The organism is Pseudoalteromonas caenipelagi, assembly GCF_013140855.1.
In the GTDB taxonomy this organism is placed as follows: domain Bacteria; phylum Pseudomonadota; class Gammaproteobacteria; order Enterobacterales; family Alteromonadaceae; genus Pseudoalteromonas; species Pseudoalteromonas caenipelagi.
In genome coordinates this window covers 248,875-268,450 of record NZ_JABBPG010000007.1, presented here as the reverse complement: position 1 = coordinate 268,450, position 19,576 = coordinate 248,875, and the positions used below count along the sequence as shown (strand labels likewise).

Genomic DNA, 19,576 nt, shown 5'->3' with positions numbered 1-19,576 from the left:
AAACACCGTAAACAACTTGAGATCAACACCCGCGCCTAAACGCCGTAGATAAATGTTAGTACCATGAGTGATCTCTTATCCACTTTGTCAGATATGGATAGCCTCGTACTGGGTCTGGCATATCCCATAACTTTAGTAACGGAACACCAAATCCATCACCGCTTTCGAAAAGATCTTTGTAGTGTGCACTTCGGCCCTTGTATCCATAAGGGTGAAATACCACAGCCATGGGTAGGCCTATGTGAGTTATTGCAGCAGCAGACCAAGCAATCGCAGCCATTTCCTCCCCATGCATCCAATCTTCTTTACGGCCACTTTTATAAATGTCACCACTTAACAGATGCCTCTCGGTAGGTTCACAAACTGCAACATGCCCAGCTTCATGTAGTATATCGCCGGGGTATAGTAAGCGTTCTAAATCTATATTTAGCACGCCTTTTTCTAACTTTAACCCAGGTAAGAATGTCTTCCCTTCAATGCTTGTTAAACAAAATGGCAGTTCAATTTCCGTCAAAAAATCTAGGATGATAGCCGTGTCATTACACATGGTGAGAATTCCTTGTATCTAGCGACTCATTACTTATTATCACAGTCTACATCAACACACGCTTTTTGAAAGAAACCTGTAAGCTATTGTAATTTGCTCTTTAGAGTATCTATTTAGTTACATCTTCAAATAAAACGCTTTGCATAGCGCAACATAGTCATCAGTGTATTGCTGATTGGTATGCTTAATCGCTAAAGATTCTGTGATTGGATCATGACACGGCGTGTATGACAGTTCTAAAAGCCTACGACTCGGTGCTTTATTCTCTGTACTTGATACTAAGCATTCACGCTGTAAGTGCATACCTTCAGTCATTGCTATGCAAAGCAGTCTTTGTGCTTCTTCAATTGGCAAAATCAAAATAAATCGAGAACGGGGGTGACTAACGCGTATAAACGCCGAGATAAGTGCGTCAAAGCTTAAACTGTCTGTGTGACGGGCTGTATTTCGTGCTTGATTGGGCCCTTTTAAACTGCCGTTGAAATAGGGCGGGTTACAAATCACCACATCAAAAGTTTCTGTCGTATTAAAAGTTCGAATATCACCTTGATGTAATTGAATATCTGGCCAAGGGCTATGCCAAATATTCGCAAAGGCGTCAGTGTAAGCGCCTTCATCGATTTCTACGGCTTCAATCTCAAGGTCTGGCGCACGCTGTTTGCACATTAAAGATAGCAGGCCTGTTCCACAACCTATATCCAATAAGCGATTGGCACCGCTTAAGTTTGCCCATGCACCTAATAAAATTCCATCTGTCGAAACCTTCATTGCGGTGTTCGATTGTTGTACCTTAAATTGTTTAAATGCAAACCCAGACATGATTCACCTTTTCCAAAATAGCCATCACGCGTATAATTGCTCACATTGTCCTTTATTTATGATGCACTATGCAATTTTCTGAATTCGATCTTGATCCAAAAGTTTTAACCGCCATTAGTAAAATGGGCTTTGAAACAGCCACAAGTATTCAGCAGCTGGCTATTCCAGAGGCCTTAATTGGCCGCGATATTTTAGCCTCAGCTCCAACCGGTACAGGTAAAACCGCTGCATTCTTGATCCCCGCAATTCAGTATTTGCTTGACTTTCCTCGCAAAGACCCTGGATTTGCACGCGTGCTTATCATGACTCCTACTCGTGAGTTGGCGTATCAAATACATGAGCAATGTCAGTTGCTTGCCGCTAATACTCACTTACGCATTGGTGTTGTAACCGGCGGTATCAACTACGGCAGTCATAAAGAAATTTTTGAAAAGAACAATGATATTCTAATCGCCACCCCTGGTCGTTTGATGGAGTATCTTGAAACCGAAAACTTTCACGCTGAAAATGTTGAATTGCTCATTTTGGATGAAGCAGATCGCATGTTGGATTTGGGTTTCAAAAAAGAAATGCTGCGCATTTGTGACGAAGCCAAAAACCGTCGTCAGTGCTTTTTATTCTCCGCCACATTAGAAGGTGACAGTGTCGAATTATTTGCGGAGCGTATTTTAAATGATCCAGCTCTGTTAGAAGCTGAATCGTCACGTAAAGAAAAAGCAAAAATTCACCAATGGGTGCATTTAGCGGATGACTATAAACACAAACTGGCCATGCTGACTCACCTGCTGCAAAACGAAGAGGAAGTGCAAAAGGCCATCGTCTTTGTTAAAACCCGTGAGCGTTTAGAGCAGCTCGTTGGAGAGTTGTACTCAAACGATATCAAAACAACATGGCTACGCGGAGAGATGCCTCAAGATAAACGAATGACGGCTATGGCTAATTTTCATAGCGGTAGAACACGTATTTTAGTCGCCACGGATGTTGCAGCCAGAGGTATTGATGTACCTGATATCACGCACGTTATTAACTTTGATATGCCACGCACAGCTGACGTATATGTGCATCGTATTGGTCGAACCGGCCGAGCAGGTAAAAAAGGCACAGCGATATCATTTGTTGAAGCACACGATGCAGCCATCTTGAAAAAGGTTGAGCGTTACACAGAGCAAGGCTTAAAGCGTAGAGTTATTAAAGGGCTAGAGCCTCAGCATAAAGAAGCTAAATTACCTAAGAAGAAAAAAGACCCAGTGAAGATCAAAGCCAAGAAAAAGCTAAAAACGAAGCTAAAGAAAAAGAAATAACAATGACATATTAAATCAGCCTAAAGCGACATCACTGGATTGCTCTTAGGCTGATGTATTTTGCTTCAGATATTGTCGTAATACCACTTTCAGTTTGTCTATTTCTATTGGTTTAGTAATAAAGTTGTCCATACCGCAGGCTATCGCTTTATCATAATCCTCCGACATCGCATTGGCTGAAAGCCCACAGATTGGCAAGTTAAGCTTTAACTCATTACGTATATATTGCGTTGCATTGAATCCATCCATTACGGGCATTTGAATGTCCATTAACACTAAGTCGTAGGCATAAGGTGTATTACTAAGTTTGTTAACTGCTTGGCGTCCATCCTCCGCAATATCGGCTTGTAACCCCAAAGAAGTAAGTAGTTTTTCAGCCACCATCTGGTTAACTGCATTATCCTCAACAAGCAGCACGTGCCCTTTAAGGTTAAGCTCAGCATCTGCTTCTACCGAATTATGAAGACGCTGACTTTCCTGTTTAAATAACTTACAAATGTAGTTGTAAAATGTCCCGTAAGTGAAGGGCATTTCTAGCACTAGGGTATCTCTGGCAATGCCTGCACGAGTAAGTAACACAGCATCTCGCTTATCTATGATAACGCACAAACCCGCGCTATAATGTTGCAAGGATGCAATATCAGATAAACAAAGTGACTTAGACATCTCATTGTTAAGTATTAATACCAAATAAAGCTCACTGAGCTGTTGCTGTGTTATATCGCTCAGATTTTCATGCACCAGATAGGTCACTTCACACTGATTGACTGCAAAATACTCGCTGATTATACGTGTCGTTTTATCTGATTGATGGTGACACACTACGCTGACTTTAAAATTGTGTTCTTTTGGTAATTTATTTTCCAGATGGCTTGTTGCTGGACGTAGTTTAAGTAATACCGAAAAAATTGATCCCTTATCAATTTCAGAGTGCACGCTCACACTGCCATTCATCAGCTCGCACAATTGTTTGACGATTGTCAGACCTAACCCCGTACCACCAAACTTTCTACTTGTGGACACATCAGCTTGCGAGAACTGCTCAAACACTTCATGTTGGTGCTGCTGAGTCATACCAATCCCGCTATCCTCTACATCAATTCCTAAAATGACCTCTCCAGTGGCGCTATCATAAGTAGAAACCCTTAATTCAACACCGCCAAGAGAGGTAAATTTGATAGCGTTATTGCATAAATTTAAAATAATTTGGGTAATTCTAACTTCATCCCCAACTAAATGACTGACCTCGGTAGGCGTAATACACCGAAAATACAAGTTTTTTTCTGCGGCACGTAAACTTACCGATGCAAGTATATTGTCGAGCATTTTATCTAACTCAAACTCTTTTTCTTCAATATCTAGTTTACCTGCTTCTATTTTAGAGAAATCTAAAATATCGTTTATCACAGCCATCAGCACGCCGCTTGAGTAGTCTATTTTATCAATACACTCTCTTTGTTCAGAAGATAAGTTTGAGGTTTTTAATAATTCAATTAAGCCGATAATACCGTTCATTGGGGTGCGGATTTCGTGGCTCATATTCGCTAAAAATAAACTCTTTGATGCGGTAGCTTGTTCAGCTTCTTTTTGCTTAGCAGCCAGCTCATTGTTCAACTCTTTTTGCTCGATTACCAAGTCTTTTGTTCGTTCAAATAACTCAGTGGTCTGCAAGTTCTTATTATGAAATACACTGGCAGCAACAGATAACTGACCAATCTCATCTTCTCGATTAAGATAAGGAATATCCTCTACATGCAAGTTGTTACTCAAACGTTTAAACAACACCGTGAGTGAGCGAATCGGCCTGATCACTCGAAGGATCAGCAACGCGGCATAAAGTGCAACTAATACTATGCTCAATACAATGAACAAGTCGCTGCGCGCCTGCAAAGCACTGGTTACTTCTTTTGCAGAAGCAATCTTATCCTGCATCTGCAACTGCTCTTGAGCACGAAGCATAGTTGATAAGTGCAGTATCTCATTGGCAGTGCCCGGTAAAACTACATTGGTCAAATACAAATACCCACGAATAGTTTGGTGGAGCTTTCTAAATGCGGAACCCATTTTTTGAAAATGCGCTTTTACAATGTCGTTTGTTAATTGCGAACTGGCTTGCGATACTTGTTGATTAAACACCTTTACATGTGTCGCATTTTGCGTCATCAAATACGCAAGTACGGCATTATGCGCTTTTGTTAAATACAGGGTCGCTATGGCTTGCTGATTTGAGTCTAGCTCTGTATTTATTGCGGCTTGGGCTGTATTAATAACCGCTAATAATTCATCTCGGTATAAAGACTGTCGCTTTTCTCGGCCAGACACGGCAACAGCTAAGTTATCTTTATAGTCTGTAAGGTGGCTTTGCATTCGAACAATCATGTCATTGACATCTTCAGTACGATGAGGCGTTTGGCTGATTTGTGCTAACACCTCCTCAATTTGCCTGATTAGCTCATTACTGCGATTCACCGCAGCTGTACTTGCTGACTGTTTATAAATTAAAACGTTGCGCTGTAAGTCTATTACTGACAATTCAAGCAAATAGGCTCTTTCGGCAAGCTTGTTAGAGCTGGCTATTTCATTATCTCTTTGTGCCAGTAATTTATAACTTGCTTTAGTCAAATAAGCTGACGCAAGTACCAACGAGCAGATACACAGTAAGCCCAAACTAAGCTGAAATGCTAGAGAACGGTAAAACGTCATACACTTCTCCTAGCTAATAAACTCGTACCACTTTTGCAAGCTGTAGTCATAACTAGGCATGACCGTGTTCCATACTGCAACGTTACTAAAGCGCTTTAGATAACTGCCTCCTGTGCGTACTTCACCTTGCTTAACTGATAGCTTGCCATCAGTGCCAGTCAAATCTTGTGCCGCAGGAAGCCCTTCATACCAATAGTCCCACTCTACTTTAGATAAGTAAGATTTAGCCCTTTGAGGGTTTGAAATGTAGTAGCCTTGCCGCGCAATGAAGGCGCCAGGCCAGCCAGATAGCCACCAGTTCATGTAATCATACGCGGCATCTTTAACCGAACCTGTCGTTGCAGATGATAAACACATTACGCCATGCCAGCCTCGATACCCTTCTTTAGGCGCTGCATAAATCACTGGCACATTCTGACCGTTCAGCGCAGAGACGGCTGGCGAAAACATGCTTTCAATCACCACTCGATTGCTTTTCATAAAATCAACCGATTCAGGGACCGATGTCCAAAAACCACTAAAGTGACCTTGTTGTTTATAATCACTCAATACCTTGAACAGCTGGTCTAGTTCATCATTGCTAATATTACCGATATTCGCAAAGTTCACTAAACGCTGGGCTTGTGCCGCGAGCGCTAAGTCAAACAAACCAATGGTTGGTGCGTTTACTATGCCTACTTTGCCTCTGTATGCATCTTCAAGCAGCCACCCCCAGCTCTCTGTTTTATAGGGCACACCGGGTGCAATAACTTCGGTGTTATAGCCAAATGAGTCAACATTGTGTACATAAGGTAGGTAGCTAATAAAATCACTTTCTTGCTCTGACAGTGTTTGATCTTCTTGAACATGAAGCAACTTGTAGGGGGCATCGCCAGCACCAAGTTTTGCACTTGGCTGTAGGCGACCCGTTTTAGTTAACGGGTTTATTTCACTCCAATATGTCAGTCGCTTTTTTTCAATTGGTTGTATTGAGCCTGAATACCATAAAACATTGATGCTATTAGACCACTGCTCATATAAATCGAATGACTCGGGTGCCATTGCCGCTTTTTGTAGTACCGCTGCGCTCCCCTTTGGTTCGTAGACCAAATTTATGCCTAAATCCTTCTGTGCCTGCTCTTTAAGTGCTTGCTGAAGCGTAACATGTGTGCCCAAAACTCTTACTGTATGAACTTTTTTGGCAAAAACATACGGCGCTTTAAAGCCTAGGACACTGCAAGCACCAACACTTGCAGCTTGTTTTAGTAGCTTTCTCTTGCCTTGATCAACCCCACTACGCAACGATTTTTCTGTCATAGCATTTCCTTACCAACACGCACGATTAGTCGCTCATTTGCTCTAATTTTATCCAAGTATAGAAGAGGGTTAACTATTTGGCTTGTAGCAAAGACAATTAATGGGCACCTAGAAAATAAGCACAGAATAAACCGCAGGTAAGAAAATTATTTATGTTAAGTCAATATAGATACACGCTTTTGCGTTAGTCTATAAAAGCTTACGGCCAACAAAGTGAAAATCATGACGGGCATTGCAGCAAAGTTTAATGTTTGCCAACCAATTACCGACTCAAGCCAGCCTGCCGCTAAAGATGACATGGCAACCATGCTAAATACCAAAAACTCATTACTGGCCTGAGCTTTTGCTCGTTCATGGTCTTGGTAGGTTTCACTTACCATGTGTGTGGCTGAGATAAACATAAAATTCCATCCCACACCAAGTAAGCACAACGCAAGTAAAAAATGCCAATGGGTAACACCAAGTAAGTTGACCACACAACACCCCAACACGGCAAAGATCCCCGCAGTCATAACATGAGTTTGACCAAACCGTGTTATCAGTTTTGCAGTAAAAAATGAAGGCACAAACATGCCCAAAACATGCCATTCAATAACTAATGCAGAGTCACTTAAGTCAAATCCATGGCGATGCATTGCCAAGGGAGTCGCTGTCATCAGTAAATTCATGGTTGTATAACTGGTCATGGCAACCAAAACCGCAGTGATAAATTTAGGCTGACTGACAATCTGCTTTAACGGACGAGGAGTTTGCTGGCTGGTTTTATGGCTTACTTCGTTAAACGTAACCGCTTGTAATAGCGCTAAAGCAAGACAATACAGTGCAGATAAAGCAATAAACACATTGGCATAGTTGATTGATACATAATGTTCATTGACCCAAACTGCGATATTGGGCCCCAAAACAGCAGCTACTACACCACTTGCCATAATCGTCGAGATAGCCGTTGCGGGGTTGTCACTTGCCTCTATTGCAGCAAAACGATACAAAGTAGCAAAGCCAATACCAATACCAATTAAAAAAGTGGCAAAGCTGAACAACCAAAATTCACTTAACGTTAACGCATAAAAGCCTAGAATCGTGCCACAAATGCCAATCAGGTTACCTAACGAAAAACCAACCCGACGGCCAACTTTCGCCATAATTAAAGAGGCCGGAATTGTGGTTAGTAATAGGCCTAGCATTTGTGTTGCCACTGGAAACGTCGTGAACCCTTCACTTGGGCTAAGCGCCTGACCAACCAAAGCTGCAATCGTAACCAGCAAGATGTTTCCTGTCGTGATTAACCCTTGGCAGATTGCCAGCAACAACACATTTTTATTCATACTTCTTCCGTTTACGGCAAACTTATTGGGGTTAGTTTTGCTCAGCTCTTAAAAATACCGGCTCATTCTCTTTCGAGGTGGCCTCAGAACTAAAATAGTAGCCAGCCACATCAAAGCGCTTTAACTCATCAAGTGAGTTAATTTGGTTTTCCATGATGTATCTTGCCATCATGCCACGCGCTTTTTTAGCGTAAAAGCTAATTACCTTATATTGTCCATTTTTACAGTCTTTAAAAATTGGCGTGATAATATCCGCTTTAAGCGTTTTTTTATCAACCGCTTTAAAGTACTCATTTGAGGCTAAATTTACTAACTGAGCTGAGTGTGCTTGTTCTAGTGCCTCATTGAGTTTTTGCGCAATAATTTTGCCCCAAAATTCATACAAGTTCTTTCCACGGTCATTATCTAGCTTAGTGCCCATTTCCAGTCGATACGCTTGCATCAAATCGAGCGGTTTTAGCACCCCATACAAGCCCGATAAAATTCTTAAATGGCCTTGTGCATATTCCAACGTTTGTTCACTTAATGTGCTCGCCTCTAGGCCTGTGTATACGTCGCCGTTAAAAGCAAGAACGGCTTGTTTTGCATTATCTTGAGTAAATGGTTGTGACCATTCACTGAAGCGAGCCACATTCAAGCCCGCAAGCTTATCACTGATTTTCATTAAGCTTGCCACTTGCTGTGGTGACAAAGTGCGACATACCTTAATGAGCGCTTCACTGTGCTCCAGTAATTCAGGTTGAGTAAACTGCGTGATAGTCGAAGGAGTTTCAAAATCTAAGTTTTTTGCGGGAGAGATTACCGTGATCATTGCGAGCCTATTGACTTAAAATATGTTTAGTGTCAATTTCAACACTATCCTTTCGTTACTTCAAGTATTGAATAACACTTGAATTTATAAGGGATAACCATACATCACTCTAAGAGTTACTACGTTGCTACCCTTTAACACCTCACAACTGTGTTATCCGAGTAAATACGGACAATTGACCTATTAAAGACCGTCATGGTACTGCAACATAGGCACTCTAGAATTTTTGATGATTTTTTGCTGCAAAATAGGAATGAGGAAAACCAATGACATCAGCACTAGATAGGCTAAAACAACACTCTTCGATTGTTGCTGACACAGGCGATATAGAAGCCATTCGCAAACATCAGCCAGAGGATGCGACAACAAACCCGTCACTACTTCTAAAAGCTAGCGAAATGCCAGCATATCAAGCCTATCTGAATAAAGCATGGGATTATGCCAAAAGTGCTGAAAAAGACGCAGACAAGCAACTTGAGCTTGCGTGCGACTATTTTGCAGTACTGATCGGTAAAGAAATTGCAGATATTGTGCCTGGCTATATTTCAACTGAAGTAGATGCGCGTTTATCATTTGATACCCAAGCAACGATTGCCAAAGCTAAAACGCTGCTCGCTTTATATCAAAAAGAAGGCGTTAGCCAAGATAAAATCCTGATTAAAATTGCTTCAACGTGGGAAGGTATAAAAGCTGCCGAGCACCTAGAAAAAGAAGGCATTAAATGTAATTTAACCCTGTTGTTCAGCCAAGCCCAAGCAAGAGCATGTGCTGACGCTAATGTATTCCTAATTTCGCCTTTTGTTGGCCGCATTCTAGACTGGCACGTTGCAAACGGCCTTGAAAAGCCGACGGACCCACTGGCTGATCCTGGTGTTCAGTCAGTACGTAGCATTTATGAATTCTACAAACGTCATGATTATAAAACCGTTGTAATGGGCGCAAGCTTCCGTAATACCGGTGAGATCATAGCACTTACCGGGTGTGATAAATTGACGATTAGTCCTGCACTACTCGAAGAGCTGGGTGAATTAACCGACGCGCAAGAGTATTTGCTTGAAAGCGACTATCCAATAGAAGCAAAACCAGCACCATTAAGCGAAGCGCAATTCCGCTGGTTACACAACGAAGATGCTATGGCAACCGAAAAACTAGCTGAAGGCATACGTGCATTTGCACAAGCACAAGAAGAATTAGAGTCTCGTTTTAAAGGGCTATAATCTAAATTCAGCTTCCTTCTATAAAACGTCGCACACTTTGCGGCGTTTTTTTATTTCCTTTTCTTTTATTGATTTTAATCAAACTGTCACCTGCCTTTAACTTAACCGACACATTTTTGTTTTATTTTCACACAAGTTATGGTATACCAAAGTTGCTTGCAGCGCGTTTCAAGTGCAAAAGCGTTATTGAGGTTAATAATCAATAGGAGAAATTCATGGATAGCCTAGACGATATTCTGGAGATATTAGAAGGTCCTGAAACAACAAAACGAACCTCTCAAAAAAAGCAAAAACGAAAGTGGCGTGAAATTGAGGCGCTAAAAGATAAACAGCGTCTTCGCAAAGAGTTACAGGAATTAGATTACTTCGCAGACAACCTAGATTTGGATGACTTGGACTTTTAAGTCATTTAAATAAAAAAGGCTCCTAGGAGCCTTTTTTATTTAGATGACTCGAGCTTCTTTGAAAAGCACTCGAGTACTTTCCGTGATACCTTGTTATACCTGCCAATTAATGGTCTGCTTGCCCATACTTTGCAAAATTTGGTTGGCCTTTGAGAAGTGCTTACAACCAAAAAAACCACGGTGCGCAGACAACGGAGATGGGTGCGGCGCATGCAAAACATGATGACGTTGCTGATCGATACACTTACCTTTTTTCTGGGCATGTGCCCCCCAAAGCAAAAATATAATACCCTCACCGTATTGGTTTAATTGCTCAATAACCACATCGGTGAATCGCTCCCAGCCTAAGGTTTTATGAGAGTGAGCAGCGCCTTGCTCAACGGTTAACACCGTATTAAGTAGCAATACCCCTTGCTGTGCCCATGGCAATAAATAACCATGATTAGGAATAGTAAAACCGTCTATATCTTGTACTAACTCTTTGTACATATTTGCCAACGACGGTGGTGGCTTGATCCCGGGTAATACGGAGAAACACAAACCATGTGCTTGATTAGGTCCGTGGTATGGGTCTTGTCCTAAAATCACAACTTTCACTTCATCAAAAGGCGTCACCTTAAATGCTTCAAAGATTTGTTCTTGAGGGGGATATACCGTCACCCCTTCGCTGCGCCTTTGCGCTACGTAGTTCAAGGTATCTTGAAAATAGCTTTGTTGTTTTTCCCGACCGAGTAAATCTTGCCACGTTGTCATACAGTAAACCTTTATTCTTTATTATATTGTGAGCGAGCCAATTGCAGTTTATCACACATGTCGCTCACGCCATCAAGTACCCTTATGCTGTATCGATGCAGTAAGTCTGCGTCAACTTCAATAAATTGCTGATACTTAACCGCTGGGATCTCAGGCCAAGCTTGCCAATTGAGAGTCGGCATCACCTTTTTACTTTTTTCGTTGGGCAGCACAATCACTTGGGGTTGAGTATTTAATACGTTTTCAATACTTATCTGCGGGTAATTTGCAGAGTTATCAGCAAATACATTCTCTACCGAACAAACTTCAAGTAGTTGATGCAACCAAGTGTTTCGATTAATCGTCATCATGGGCTCTGGCCATAATTGATAAAAAACTCTCAAAGGAGGGCTATTTTTATAGCGTGCTTTTAATGCCTCAAAACGCGCTGAGAAGCGCTCAGCTAGTATTTTTGCTTGCTGGTTTTGACCTGTAAGCTGACCAAATAGCCTCAGTTCATCAGCAACCTTGCGTATATCTTTGGTATCGCTATAAATTACTTTTATACCTAGCTTTTCTAGTTTTTCTAGATCAGCCTTTTTGTTATCTGATTGCCACGCAATCACCAAATCAGGCTTTAACGCCAAGACCCGCTCAAGTGAAATACCGTTATAACCACCAATACGCTCAATGTCATTGGCAGGCGCCGGATAGTCGGCATACTCTACTGTACCAACTATGCGCTCTCCCGCACCAATAGCGTATAGGTTTTCAACAATATGCGGGGCAAGTGCGATAATTCGCTGCGCCTCTTTCGCCTGTACCACAGTGCAGGCAAGCAATGCTATAAACCATAGCCAATAAGGCACTCTCATCAGTAATCAAAGCCTTCAAGGGCTTTAACACCAGACTCAAAAGCATGCTTTACATTGCGTACTTCGCTAACAGTATCAGCTAAGTCCGTTAGTTTACGATGAGCACCGCGCCCAGTGATTATCACTGATTGCATTTTCGGTCGCTTAGCTATCGCATCAAGTACCTCTTCAAGGTCAATGTAGTCATAGGTCACCATATATGTCAGCTCATCCAGTAAAACTAAGTCGATGCTTTCATCTGCAAGCCACTGTTTGGCTTTTTGCCAAGTTTGTTGCGCAGCGATAGTGTCTGTATCACGGTTTTGCGTCTCCCACGTAAAGCCTGTCTTCATCACTTCAAACGGTACACCTGCTTTTTCTAGTAGATTGCGTTCACCACACTCCCACATGCCTTTAATAAACTGAGCTACAACCGCTTTGTTGCCATGACCTACACACCGAGCCACCACTCCAAACCCAGAAGACGATTTGCCCTTCCCGTTACCCGTGATCACTTGGAAAATACCTTGTACTTTATCTGCCGCAGCTACTTTTGCATCCACTTGCTCTTTTACTTTTTGCTGTCTTTGCTGGTGCTTTTGCTGATCTTTATTCGATTGCGAGTCGCTCATAGATTCCTCGTTGTATAATTATTTATCAGTGCTTAAAAGCGCTAAGATTTCTTCTATATTCAGGTATTGCTCACAGGTGTCTGCAAGACGCTCTAGCTGTTGCTCTCGATGCTTAGCTAAATCAAAACCAAGCGCCTGCATACGGCCATCACTGGCCCATGTTAATATTGCTTTGGCGGCATTTGGATTATCAAAAAGCCCATGTAAGTAAGTACCAACAACCTGCTTGTCACTTGATATAAAACCATCTTTAATTTGTCCTGTAGGGTGCTCAGTAAAATGCATAAACGGGCTATCGAGTGCCGGCCCATCACTGACACCACAGTGAATTTCGTAGCCATGAATGGCTTCATAAGTATCTGCCAATAAACAATGTCCAGATACTTGAGTCAGTGTTTTGTTGTTAGTCAGTGTAGTGGTAAAATCTGCCAAGCTCAGTGCTTCAATGCTCTGCTGTGTCGACTCAACGCCATCAGGGTCTAAAATAGCCTTACCCAGCATTTGCAAACCGCCGCATATACCTAACACTTTTCCGCCAAAGCGCAAGTGGCGCAAGATCTCGGCTTGCCACGACTGTGATTGTAAAAACGCCAAATCGCTTATCACGTTTTTACTGCCAGGAATGATTATCAAATCAGCTGCACCTATTCGCTCACCGTGGCGTACATAACGTAAATCAACGTTTGGGTGCAAACGCAGGCTATCAAAGTCGGTATGATTACTGATATGCGGCAGTAGCAACACCCTAACGCTTAGCTGTTTATCGGTCACATGGTTTTCAACTGTTACCGCATCTTCAGCATCAAGGTTAAGTGAATGTAGATAAGGCAAAACCCCCAATACAGGCTTATTCGTGTATGCCTCAAGCCAATCAAGACCTGATTGCAATAAGCCAATATCACCACGAAAACGATTGATCACAAACCCTTTAACTAAGGCCTGTTCAGCTTCGCTTAACAGCGCTAAAGTTCCCACTAAGTGAGCAAACACTCCGCCTTTATCTATGTCTGCAACGATGATCACCGGGCAATTCACTTCACAGGCAAAGCCCATGTTGGCGATATCATTCTCTCGTAAATTAATTTCAGCGGGGCTGCCTGCACCTTCAACGAGTATCGCTTGATACTGCGCATCTAACCGTTGGTGAGATGCCAACACTGCTTGCATCGCTACTTTTTTGTAATCTTGGTATTTGGCAGCTTCCATATTACTAATGGCGCGACCATGAATAATGACCTGTGCGCCAGTATCGCTGTTTGGTTTAAGCAATATAGGATTAAAATCGGTGCTAAGTTCAACTTTTGCCGCTATCGCTTGCAGCGCTTGAGCACGGCCAATTTCGCCACCACAAGGCGTAACTGCGCTATTGAGTGCCATATTTTGCGGTTTAAATGGCGCGACTTGCAACCCTCTTCGAGCCAGCACACGGCATAATCCTGCGACTAAGGTACTCTTGCCTGCATCTGAAGTGGTGCCTTGTATCATTAATGTTTTCAAAATGTCCGCTCCTGCTTCAGCGCCAAGGTACATCCCGCAAACACGACTAATTGTGGCGCTATCAACTTAAGCTCAACGGTTGCTAGCTGCTTAGCAAGTATCTCTAACTGCCCAAGTGCGCCTAATGGTTTTGTTTTAAGGTCTATTATCTGTTGGGACTGTTGTGCAAACTGTCTATTTAGTGGTGGGACCCGCATCATGTATTGCGCCCTATATTTGCGCAGCACTGCGATTTCGCAATACCAGTAACGACAAGAAAAACACACTGCCGATTGCCGCGGTGATCACCCCCACAGGCAACTCTTGGTTGTTTAGCACCGAACGCGCCGCTATATCAACCCAAAGCATAAATATGCCACCACTGAGTGCCGTGATGAATAACCCAGAAAAACTCGCTTGAGAGATAAAAAACCGGACGATATGTGGCACCATTAAACCTACAAATCCCACACCTCCACACATTGCTACTAACACAGCGGTGAGCAATGAACTTAATAGCAGCATACTTAAACGTAACTTAGTGACATTTATGCCAAGCGTTGTTGCACTTTCATCACCTAGCAAAAGAGCATTTAAAGCTCTTCGAAACAACAACATGCAAAACAAACTCATACATACCACTAATGCAGGCAGCCAAAGCGTTTGCCAATCTGCACGAGAAAAGCTGCCAAGTGTCCAAAATACAATAGCACTGATAGCCTGAGGGTCACTCCAATACAAAATTAAACTTGTGGCGGCGCTGAATAAAAATGATAAAGCAACGCCAGCTAGCAACATAGACTCAACTTGCTGGCTGGACTGAGAGCGGGCAACCACAATAAGTGCACTCATGGCAAGGAGTGAGCCTAAAAATGCCGCGCCAGAGAGCGCTAGCCCCGCTTGTACGCCGGTTAGTGCGAATAACAAAACCACGCCGAATGAAGCGCCTGACGATACGCCGAATAAATAAGGATCTGCCAGCGGGTTTCTAGTGACGGTTTGTAAAATAAGTCCCGCCATAGCAAGACCACTTCCCGCTAAAAAAGCCAGTATGGCACGAGGCAATCGCAGCTCAACAATCACTCGATGGGATAAATCCGCAGAGTCATACATTAGCAATGCGTGCCACACTTGCGCAAAATCAACTGATATAGCCCCAAGACCAAGCGCACACTGAAAACTTGCCGCGAGTAAAGCAATTGACAGCCCAAAAAGAGTAAGTCTGTTCATCGGACATAACCATAATGGTAACGAATATGAGGCACCATAGTTTGATCATCATTTGCGATTGGCACGTGCGAGACATCCGCACATACGCCAAATACGTCACTGAGCAAGCCACTACTGAGCACTGTATTTGGCTCGCCTTGGGCTTGTAGTTGACCATTTTTTAAAACCAATAAATGATCTGACATGGCACCGGCTAAATTGAGATCATGAAACGACGCTAACACACACACCCCCAAAGACTTAGCCAACTCCATAATTTGAATTTGATACCTGACATCTAAATGACTGGTGGGCTCATCCATTATCAGCAAGCTCGGTTTTTGTAACATTGCTCTGGCAATCATAGCTCGCTGTTTTTCTCCCCCTGATAAGGAGCTAAATACTTGCTTGGCTTTGTGTAAAAGGCCGACTCTATCCAACACAGCCTCAATGTTACTTTTATCTTCTTTGCTCGTTGATGAAAACAATGGTTTATGCGGTGTAAGCCCCATCGCAATCACATCAAATACAGCCAAATTAAATTGCTCTGGCACTTCTTGCAAAACCACCGCTACATGCTTTGCATACTCTTGCCTAGAGTAGGTGTCGATCGGCTTACCAAAAAGCATTATGCGGCCATCAGTGGGGGCACAATAACGATAAATACAACGTAACAAGGAAGACTTCCCTGCGCCATTGGGGCCCAGTAAGCCAACAAACTGCCCCACTTTCACCTCAAAATTGACGCCACTGAGAATGTCAGTTTGGCTGATGCGCAAGCTTAGGTTTTCTACAGTTAATATAGGGGAGGTATCAGTTGTTTGGTTCATGTCTACCTTAAATACAGTAAAACGAGCATGCAGACACAAACAAACACAATACGAAAGATATTGCACAAAATGATTGGTTGTGACTCAAAGTACGCCCGCTAAGAGTGTATTTGCTGGTCTTGGTATCTGACTTTGGCTTACGCCTTCACAGTTGCGGGGACAGTTGAGTATTTGCAACTCATTCCCAAGAACTACCAACAAAATTTGACGCCCATTATGCTGTCTAGACGTCTAAAATACAACTTTTGCCCACGCTTTATCCTATTCATCGTAATAAACATGAGTTGTAACACATTTACCATACCCTACCTCGAGCGCATAAAAAACATGGGTATTGTTTAGCGCCAGCTTTAAAATATGACCAACAAGCTATTTGATTGCGCCCACATAGGTCAAGACGACATTCTTAGCACTGCGATTATTGTGCAATTGCCCAGACCACCAAGCTATAACTCGAGTTTGAAATAGCTGCAACGATTCGCCATTTGGAGAAGTATAACACTCAGGTGATTGCCTAGACTGACCGATGGTTGGATTGGACGTTTGCTGCCAAAGCGCATCATAAGACTTGCCCCTAGCAAATAGCCTTTAGTTTATGGCAGACCATGACGAATGAAGTGCCAAACCTAATGCAGACAAATCCTTTTAAAACAAAAATGCGAGCCGTAGCTCGCATTTTTCAAGTGTGAATAAACTATAAAATTTGATTTTCTTTCCAAGCTTGCTCTTTAGCTAAACGCTTTTTGCGCCTATCACATGGGTCATCACAGTCACAGGCTTTCTCTACACCGACCGCACCTAAACCGCCACAACTACTAGCCATTGATTTCTTTTGTACGAGAACACCTACCGCCATTGCAGCAACAATTAAAATGAGCAAACCGAAGGTAAGTAAAAACAGTGACATTGTACTGGCCCCTATAAAATAAAAAGTGTCTCAGTAAAACTGAGCATTGACGGTCTAAGACAGCGTTATTATAACTCGCTTATTGCTTACTCACAAATAAGGTTTAAACGCTTCACTTGCATAAGTTGCTAGACCATCAGGCGATTTGCTTATTAGATAAACCGCCAAATTGTGTTGCTCTGCATATGCTTTCGCCCGCTCTGTGCCCATTACAGTTAATGCTGTTGCTAAACCATCTGCGGTCATCGCTGATGGATGCAACACAGTTACTGATACCAAATCATGTTTAACAGGCATACCGGTCGCAGGATCAATTAAATGCGTGAACGTTTCGCCATCCATTTCGTAAAAAATACGATAATCACCCGATGTCGCAATGCCGATGTCATGGAGTTTTAGCTCCTTGTGAACTTGACGCTGTCCCATGGGTGCATCTGGTTGCTCAATAGCGATGATCCACGGTTTATCATTTGGTTTACTACCCGATAGTCGCAGCTCTCCACCTATTTCAACCATATAGTTGTGGATACCTATTTGCTCTAACAAAGACGCAACTTTATCAATACCATAGCCCTTCGCGGTGGATGAAAATGACACTTCTAGACCATCAATGGTTTTTGCTAGTCCCTGCTCATTGAGAATAAGCTTATCAACACCGATGCGGCTGCGCATATCATCTAACTGTGCTTGCGAGGGGCGATTAGTTGGGCGCTTATCTGGGCCAAACCCCCATAAATCAATCAATGGTCCCATGGTGACATCTAGAGTTTGGGTTGACTTTCCGAGCCTAATTGACTCAGCAACCACGAGTCTAAAATCTTCGCTGATAGGCATAAATTGGTTATGTGGGAGCGCGTTAAAACGATTTATCTCAGAGTCTTTCACCCAAGGTGACATTGACTGGTTTACAGCAATGAGGGTTTCATCAATTTGACTTTTTAGTTGCTCCGCATTCACTTGCCCTTCTTGAGGGTATATTTTAATGTTATAAGTAGTTCCCATTGTTTTACCGTTTATAACCAACGGCTGAGGCTGATCGAGACTGGCTTGCTCACAACCAGTTACAAATAAAAGCACAACAATAAACAATGGAAAAACGACACGTTTCATAATCCCTGCCTCAAAATTTTATCTAAAAGTACATGTTTGATTTTATGACAACCGCACTTCCTGACCATGCTTAATAAAACCAACCAAAAAATAAAAAACCCCAAGGTTTCAAAAACCTTGGGGTTTATATTTTATCGCAAAACTGTGTTTTGGATCATAACTAAAAACGCATTAGCCACCGAAATCATCAAGTAAGATGTTTTCGTCTTCTACACCTAAATCTTTTAGCATGTTGATTACAGCTGCGTTCATCATTGGAGGACCACACATGTAGAACTCACAATCTTCTGGCGCTTCATGATCTTTCAAGTAGTTTTCATAAAGTACGTTGTGGATGAAACCTGTGTAACCTTCCCAGTTATCTTCTGGTTGTGGATCTGACAACGCTGTATGCCATACGAAATTGTCATTTTCAGCCGCTAGGCCGTCGAAGTCTTCAACGTAGAACATTTCACGTTTAGAACGCGCACCATACCAAAAAGACATCTTACGCTTAGAGTTAAGACGCTTAAGTTGGTCAAAGATGTGCGAACGCATCGGTGCCATACCTGCACCACCACCAACGAATACCATTTCTGCATCAGTATCTTTAGCGAAGAACTCACCAAATGGACCTGAAATAGTCACTTTGTCACCTTTTTTAAGTGACCAAATGTACGACGACATTTTACCACAAGGCAGAGACAAGTTATTTGGCGGTGGAGTCGCAATACGTACGTTAAGCATGATAATGCCGAACTCTTCAGGGTAGTTAGCCATTGAGTACGCACGAATTGTTTCGTCATCCACTTTAGACTCAAGATTGAAGAAGCCAAAACGCTCCCAATCTGGACGATATTCTTCTGGAATATCATAGTCTGCGTATTTAACGTGGTGCGGTGGCGCTTCAATCTGAATATAACCACCTGCGCGGAAAGGTACAGACTCACCATCAGGAATAGCTAGTTTAAGCTCCTTGATGAATGTCGCCTTGTTATCATTAGAGATAACTTCACATTCCCACTTTTTAACACCGAAAATTGACTCTTCAAGTTCAATTTCCATATCGTTTTTAACGTTAACCTGACACGCTAGACGACAGCCTTCACGTGCTTCACCTTTAGAGATGTGGTCAAGTTCGGTAGGTAGAATGTCACCACCACCCTCTTTAATGTGTACGCGACACTGGCCACATGAGCCACCGCCACCACATGCAGATGATACGAAGATACCTGCATCGGCCAATGCACCTAGCAGCTTGCTACCCGCAGAGGTAGTAATTGCCTTGTCTGCATCACCGTTAATTCCAATTGTGATGTCACCGCTTGCTACCAACTTAGATTTAGCCGCAATAATAACTAAAACTAAGATAACAACGATAGCAATGAACATCCCTACGCCTAAATATACCTCAAGCATGATTT

Annotated in this window: 19 protein-coding genes and 1 riboswitch; of the genes, 3 read left to right on the top strand and 16 right to left on the bottom strand. The window is 42.6% G+C overall.

Going from position 1 to position 19,576, the window contains the following annotated elements:
* Nucleotides 1-55 precede the first annotated feature (55 nt).
* A complete protein-coding gene (locus tag HG263_RS16450) occupies nt 56-547 on the bottom strand; it encodes a hypothetical protein (protein ID WP_171627178.1) in 492 nt (163 codons plus the stop codon).
* A gap of 117 nt (nt 548-664) precedes the next feature.
* Nucleotides 665-1,366: a tRNA1(Val) (adenine(37)-N6)-methyltransferase gene (locus tag HG263_RS16445; RefSeq protein WP_171627177.1), complete on the bottom strand. Its 702-nt coding sequence runs from the start codon at nt 1,364-1,366 to the stop codon at nt 665-667.
* Nucleotides 1,367-1,434: 68 nt separating this feature from the next.
* On the opposite strand from HG263_RS16445, the gene srmB reads away from it, so the two are divergent.
* A complete protein-coding gene (gene srmB, locus HG263_RS16440) occupies nt 1,435-2,667 on the top strand; it encodes an ATP-dependent RNA helicase SrmB (protein WP_171627176.1) in 1,233 nt (410 codons plus the stop codon).
* 45 nt (nt 2,668-2,712) lie between these two features.
* On the opposite strand, the gene HG263_RS16435 is transcribed toward srmB, so the two are convergent.
* The 4 genes from HG263_RS16435 to yaaA form a co-directional block, all read right to left on the bottom strand.
* A complete protein-coding gene (locus tag HG263_RS16435; RefSeq protein ID WP_171627175.1) occupies nt 2,713-5,370 on the bottom strand; it encodes an ATP-binding protein in 2,658 nt (885 codons plus the stop codon).
* A 9-nt stretch (nt 5,371-5,379) separates the two neighbouring features.
* The gene (locus tag HG263_RS16430) at nt 5,380-6,666 is read right to left on the bottom strand and encodes an ABC transporter substrate-binding protein (RefSeq protein ID WP_171627174.1); all 1,287 of its coding nucleotides are present in this window, start codon (nt 6,664-6,666) and stop codon (nt 5,380-5,382) included.
* A gap of 155 nt (nt 6,667-6,821) precedes the next feature.
* Nucleotides 6,822-7,991: an MFS transporter gene (locus HG263_RS16425; protein WP_171627173.1), complete on the bottom strand. Its 1,170-nt coding sequence runs from the start codon at nt 7,989-7,991 to the stop codon at nt 6,822-6,824.
* 31 nt (nt 7,992-8,022) lie between these two features.
* Complete coding sequence (gene yaaA, locus HG263_RS16420; RefSeq protein WP_171627172.1) at nt 8,023-8,802, bottom strand: peroxide stress protein YaaA; 780 nt, start codon at nt 8,800-8,802, stop codon at nt 8,023-8,025.
* Nucleotides 8,803-9,068: 266 nt separating this feature from the next.
* Here yaaA and tal point away from each other — a divergent pair, with 266 nt between their 5' ends.
* Nucleotides 9,069-10,019, top strand: a complete 951-nt coding sequence (gene tal, locus HG263_RS16415) for a transaldolase (protein WP_171627171.1) — start codon at nt 9,069-9,071, stop codon at nt 10,017-10,019.
* A 215-nt stretch (nt 10,020-10,234) separates the two neighbouring features.
* Nucleotides 10,235-10,423, top strand: a complete 189-nt coding sequence (locus tag HG263_RS16410) for a DUF3545 family protein (protein ID WP_171627170.1) — start codon at nt 10,235-10,237, stop codon at nt 10,421-10,423.
* A 93-nt stretch (nt 10,424-10,516) separates the two neighbouring features.
* Here the strand turns inward: HG263_RS16410 and ung are convergent, their stop codons facing one another.
* From ung to nqrF, 10 genes are all read right to left on the bottom strand, one after another.
* On the bottom strand, nt 10,517-11,176 hold the full coding sequence (gene ung / locus HG263_RS16405) for a uracil-DNA glycosylase (RefSeq protein ID WP_171627169.1): 660 nt from the start codon (nt 11,174-11,176) through the stop codon (nt 10,517-10,519).
* 11 nt (nt 11,177-11,187) lie between these two features.
* On the bottom strand, nt 11,188-12,030 hold the full coding sequence (locus HG263_RS16400) for a cobalamin-binding protein (RefSeq protein ID WP_171627168.1): 843 nt from the start codon (nt 12,028-12,030) through the stop codon (nt 11,188-11,190).
* Nucleotides 12,030-12,641 (bottom strand): cob(I)yrinic acid a,c-diamide adenosyltransferase, encoded by a 612-nt coding sequence (gene cobO / locus HG263_RS16395; protein WP_171627167.1) that lies wholly within the window; start codon nt 12,639-12,641, stop codon nt 12,030-12,032. The genes HG263_RS16400 and cobO overlap by 1 nt, the downstream gene beginning before the upstream one ends.
* Nucleotides 12,642-12,659: 18 nt before the next feature.
* Nucleotides 12,660-14,138, bottom strand: coding sequence for a cobyric acid synthase (locus HG263_RS16390; protein ID WP_171627166.1), 1,479 nt, complete (start codon nt 14,136-14,138; stop codon nt 12,660-12,662).
* Nucleotides 14,135-14,338, bottom strand: a complete 204-nt coding sequence (locus HG263_RS16385; protein ID WP_171627165.1) for a nicotinate-nucleotide--dimethylbenzimidazole phosphoribosyltransferase — start codon at nt 14,336-14,338, stop codon at nt 14,135-14,137. The genes HG263_RS16390 and HG263_RS16385 overlap by 4 nt, the downstream gene beginning before the upstream one ends.
* A 10-nt stretch (nt 14,339-14,348) precedes the next feature.
* Complete coding sequence (locus HG263_RS16380) at nt 14,349-15,347, bottom strand: FecCD family ABC transporter permease (protein ID WP_171627164.1); 999 nt, start codon at nt 15,345-15,347, stop codon at nt 14,349-14,351.
* Nucleotides 15,344-16,156 carry an ABC transporter ATP-binding protein gene (locus HG263_RS16375; protein ID WP_171627163.1) on the bottom strand — a complete coding sequence of 271 codons (813 nt, stop codon included), beginning with the start codon at nt 16,154-16,156 and terminating at the stop codon, nt 15,344-15,346. Before HG263_RS16375 ends, HG263_RS16380 begins: the two co-directional genes overlap by 4 nt.
* A gap of 54 nt (nt 16,157-16,210) precedes the next feature.
* A riboswitch (cobalamin riboswitch) is annotated at nt 16,211-16,387 on the bottom strand.
* Nucleotides 16,388-16,850: 463 nt separating this feature from the next.
* The gene (gene nqrM / locus HG263_RS16370; protein ID WP_171627162.1) at nt 16,851-17,063 is read right to left on the bottom strand and encodes a (Na+)-NQR maturation NqrM; all 213 of its coding nucleotides are present in this window, start codon (nt 17,061-17,063) and stop codon (nt 16,851-16,853) included.
* Between the two features lie 90 nt (nt 17,064-17,153).
* A complete protein-coding gene (locus tag HG263_RS16365) occupies nt 17,154-18,173 on the bottom strand; it encodes an FAD:protein FMN transferase (RefSeq protein WP_171627161.1) in 1,020 nt (339 codons plus the stop codon).
* Nucleotides 18,174-18,344: 171 nt separating this feature from the next.
* On the bottom strand, nt 18,345-19,571 hold the full coding sequence (nqrF, locus tag HG263_RS16360) for an NADH:ubiquinone reductase (Na(+)-transporting) subunit F (RefSeq protein ID WP_171627160.1): 1,227 nt from the start codon (nt 19,569-19,571) through the stop codon (nt 18,345-18,347).
* Nucleotides 19,572-19,576 lie beyond the last annotated feature (5 nt).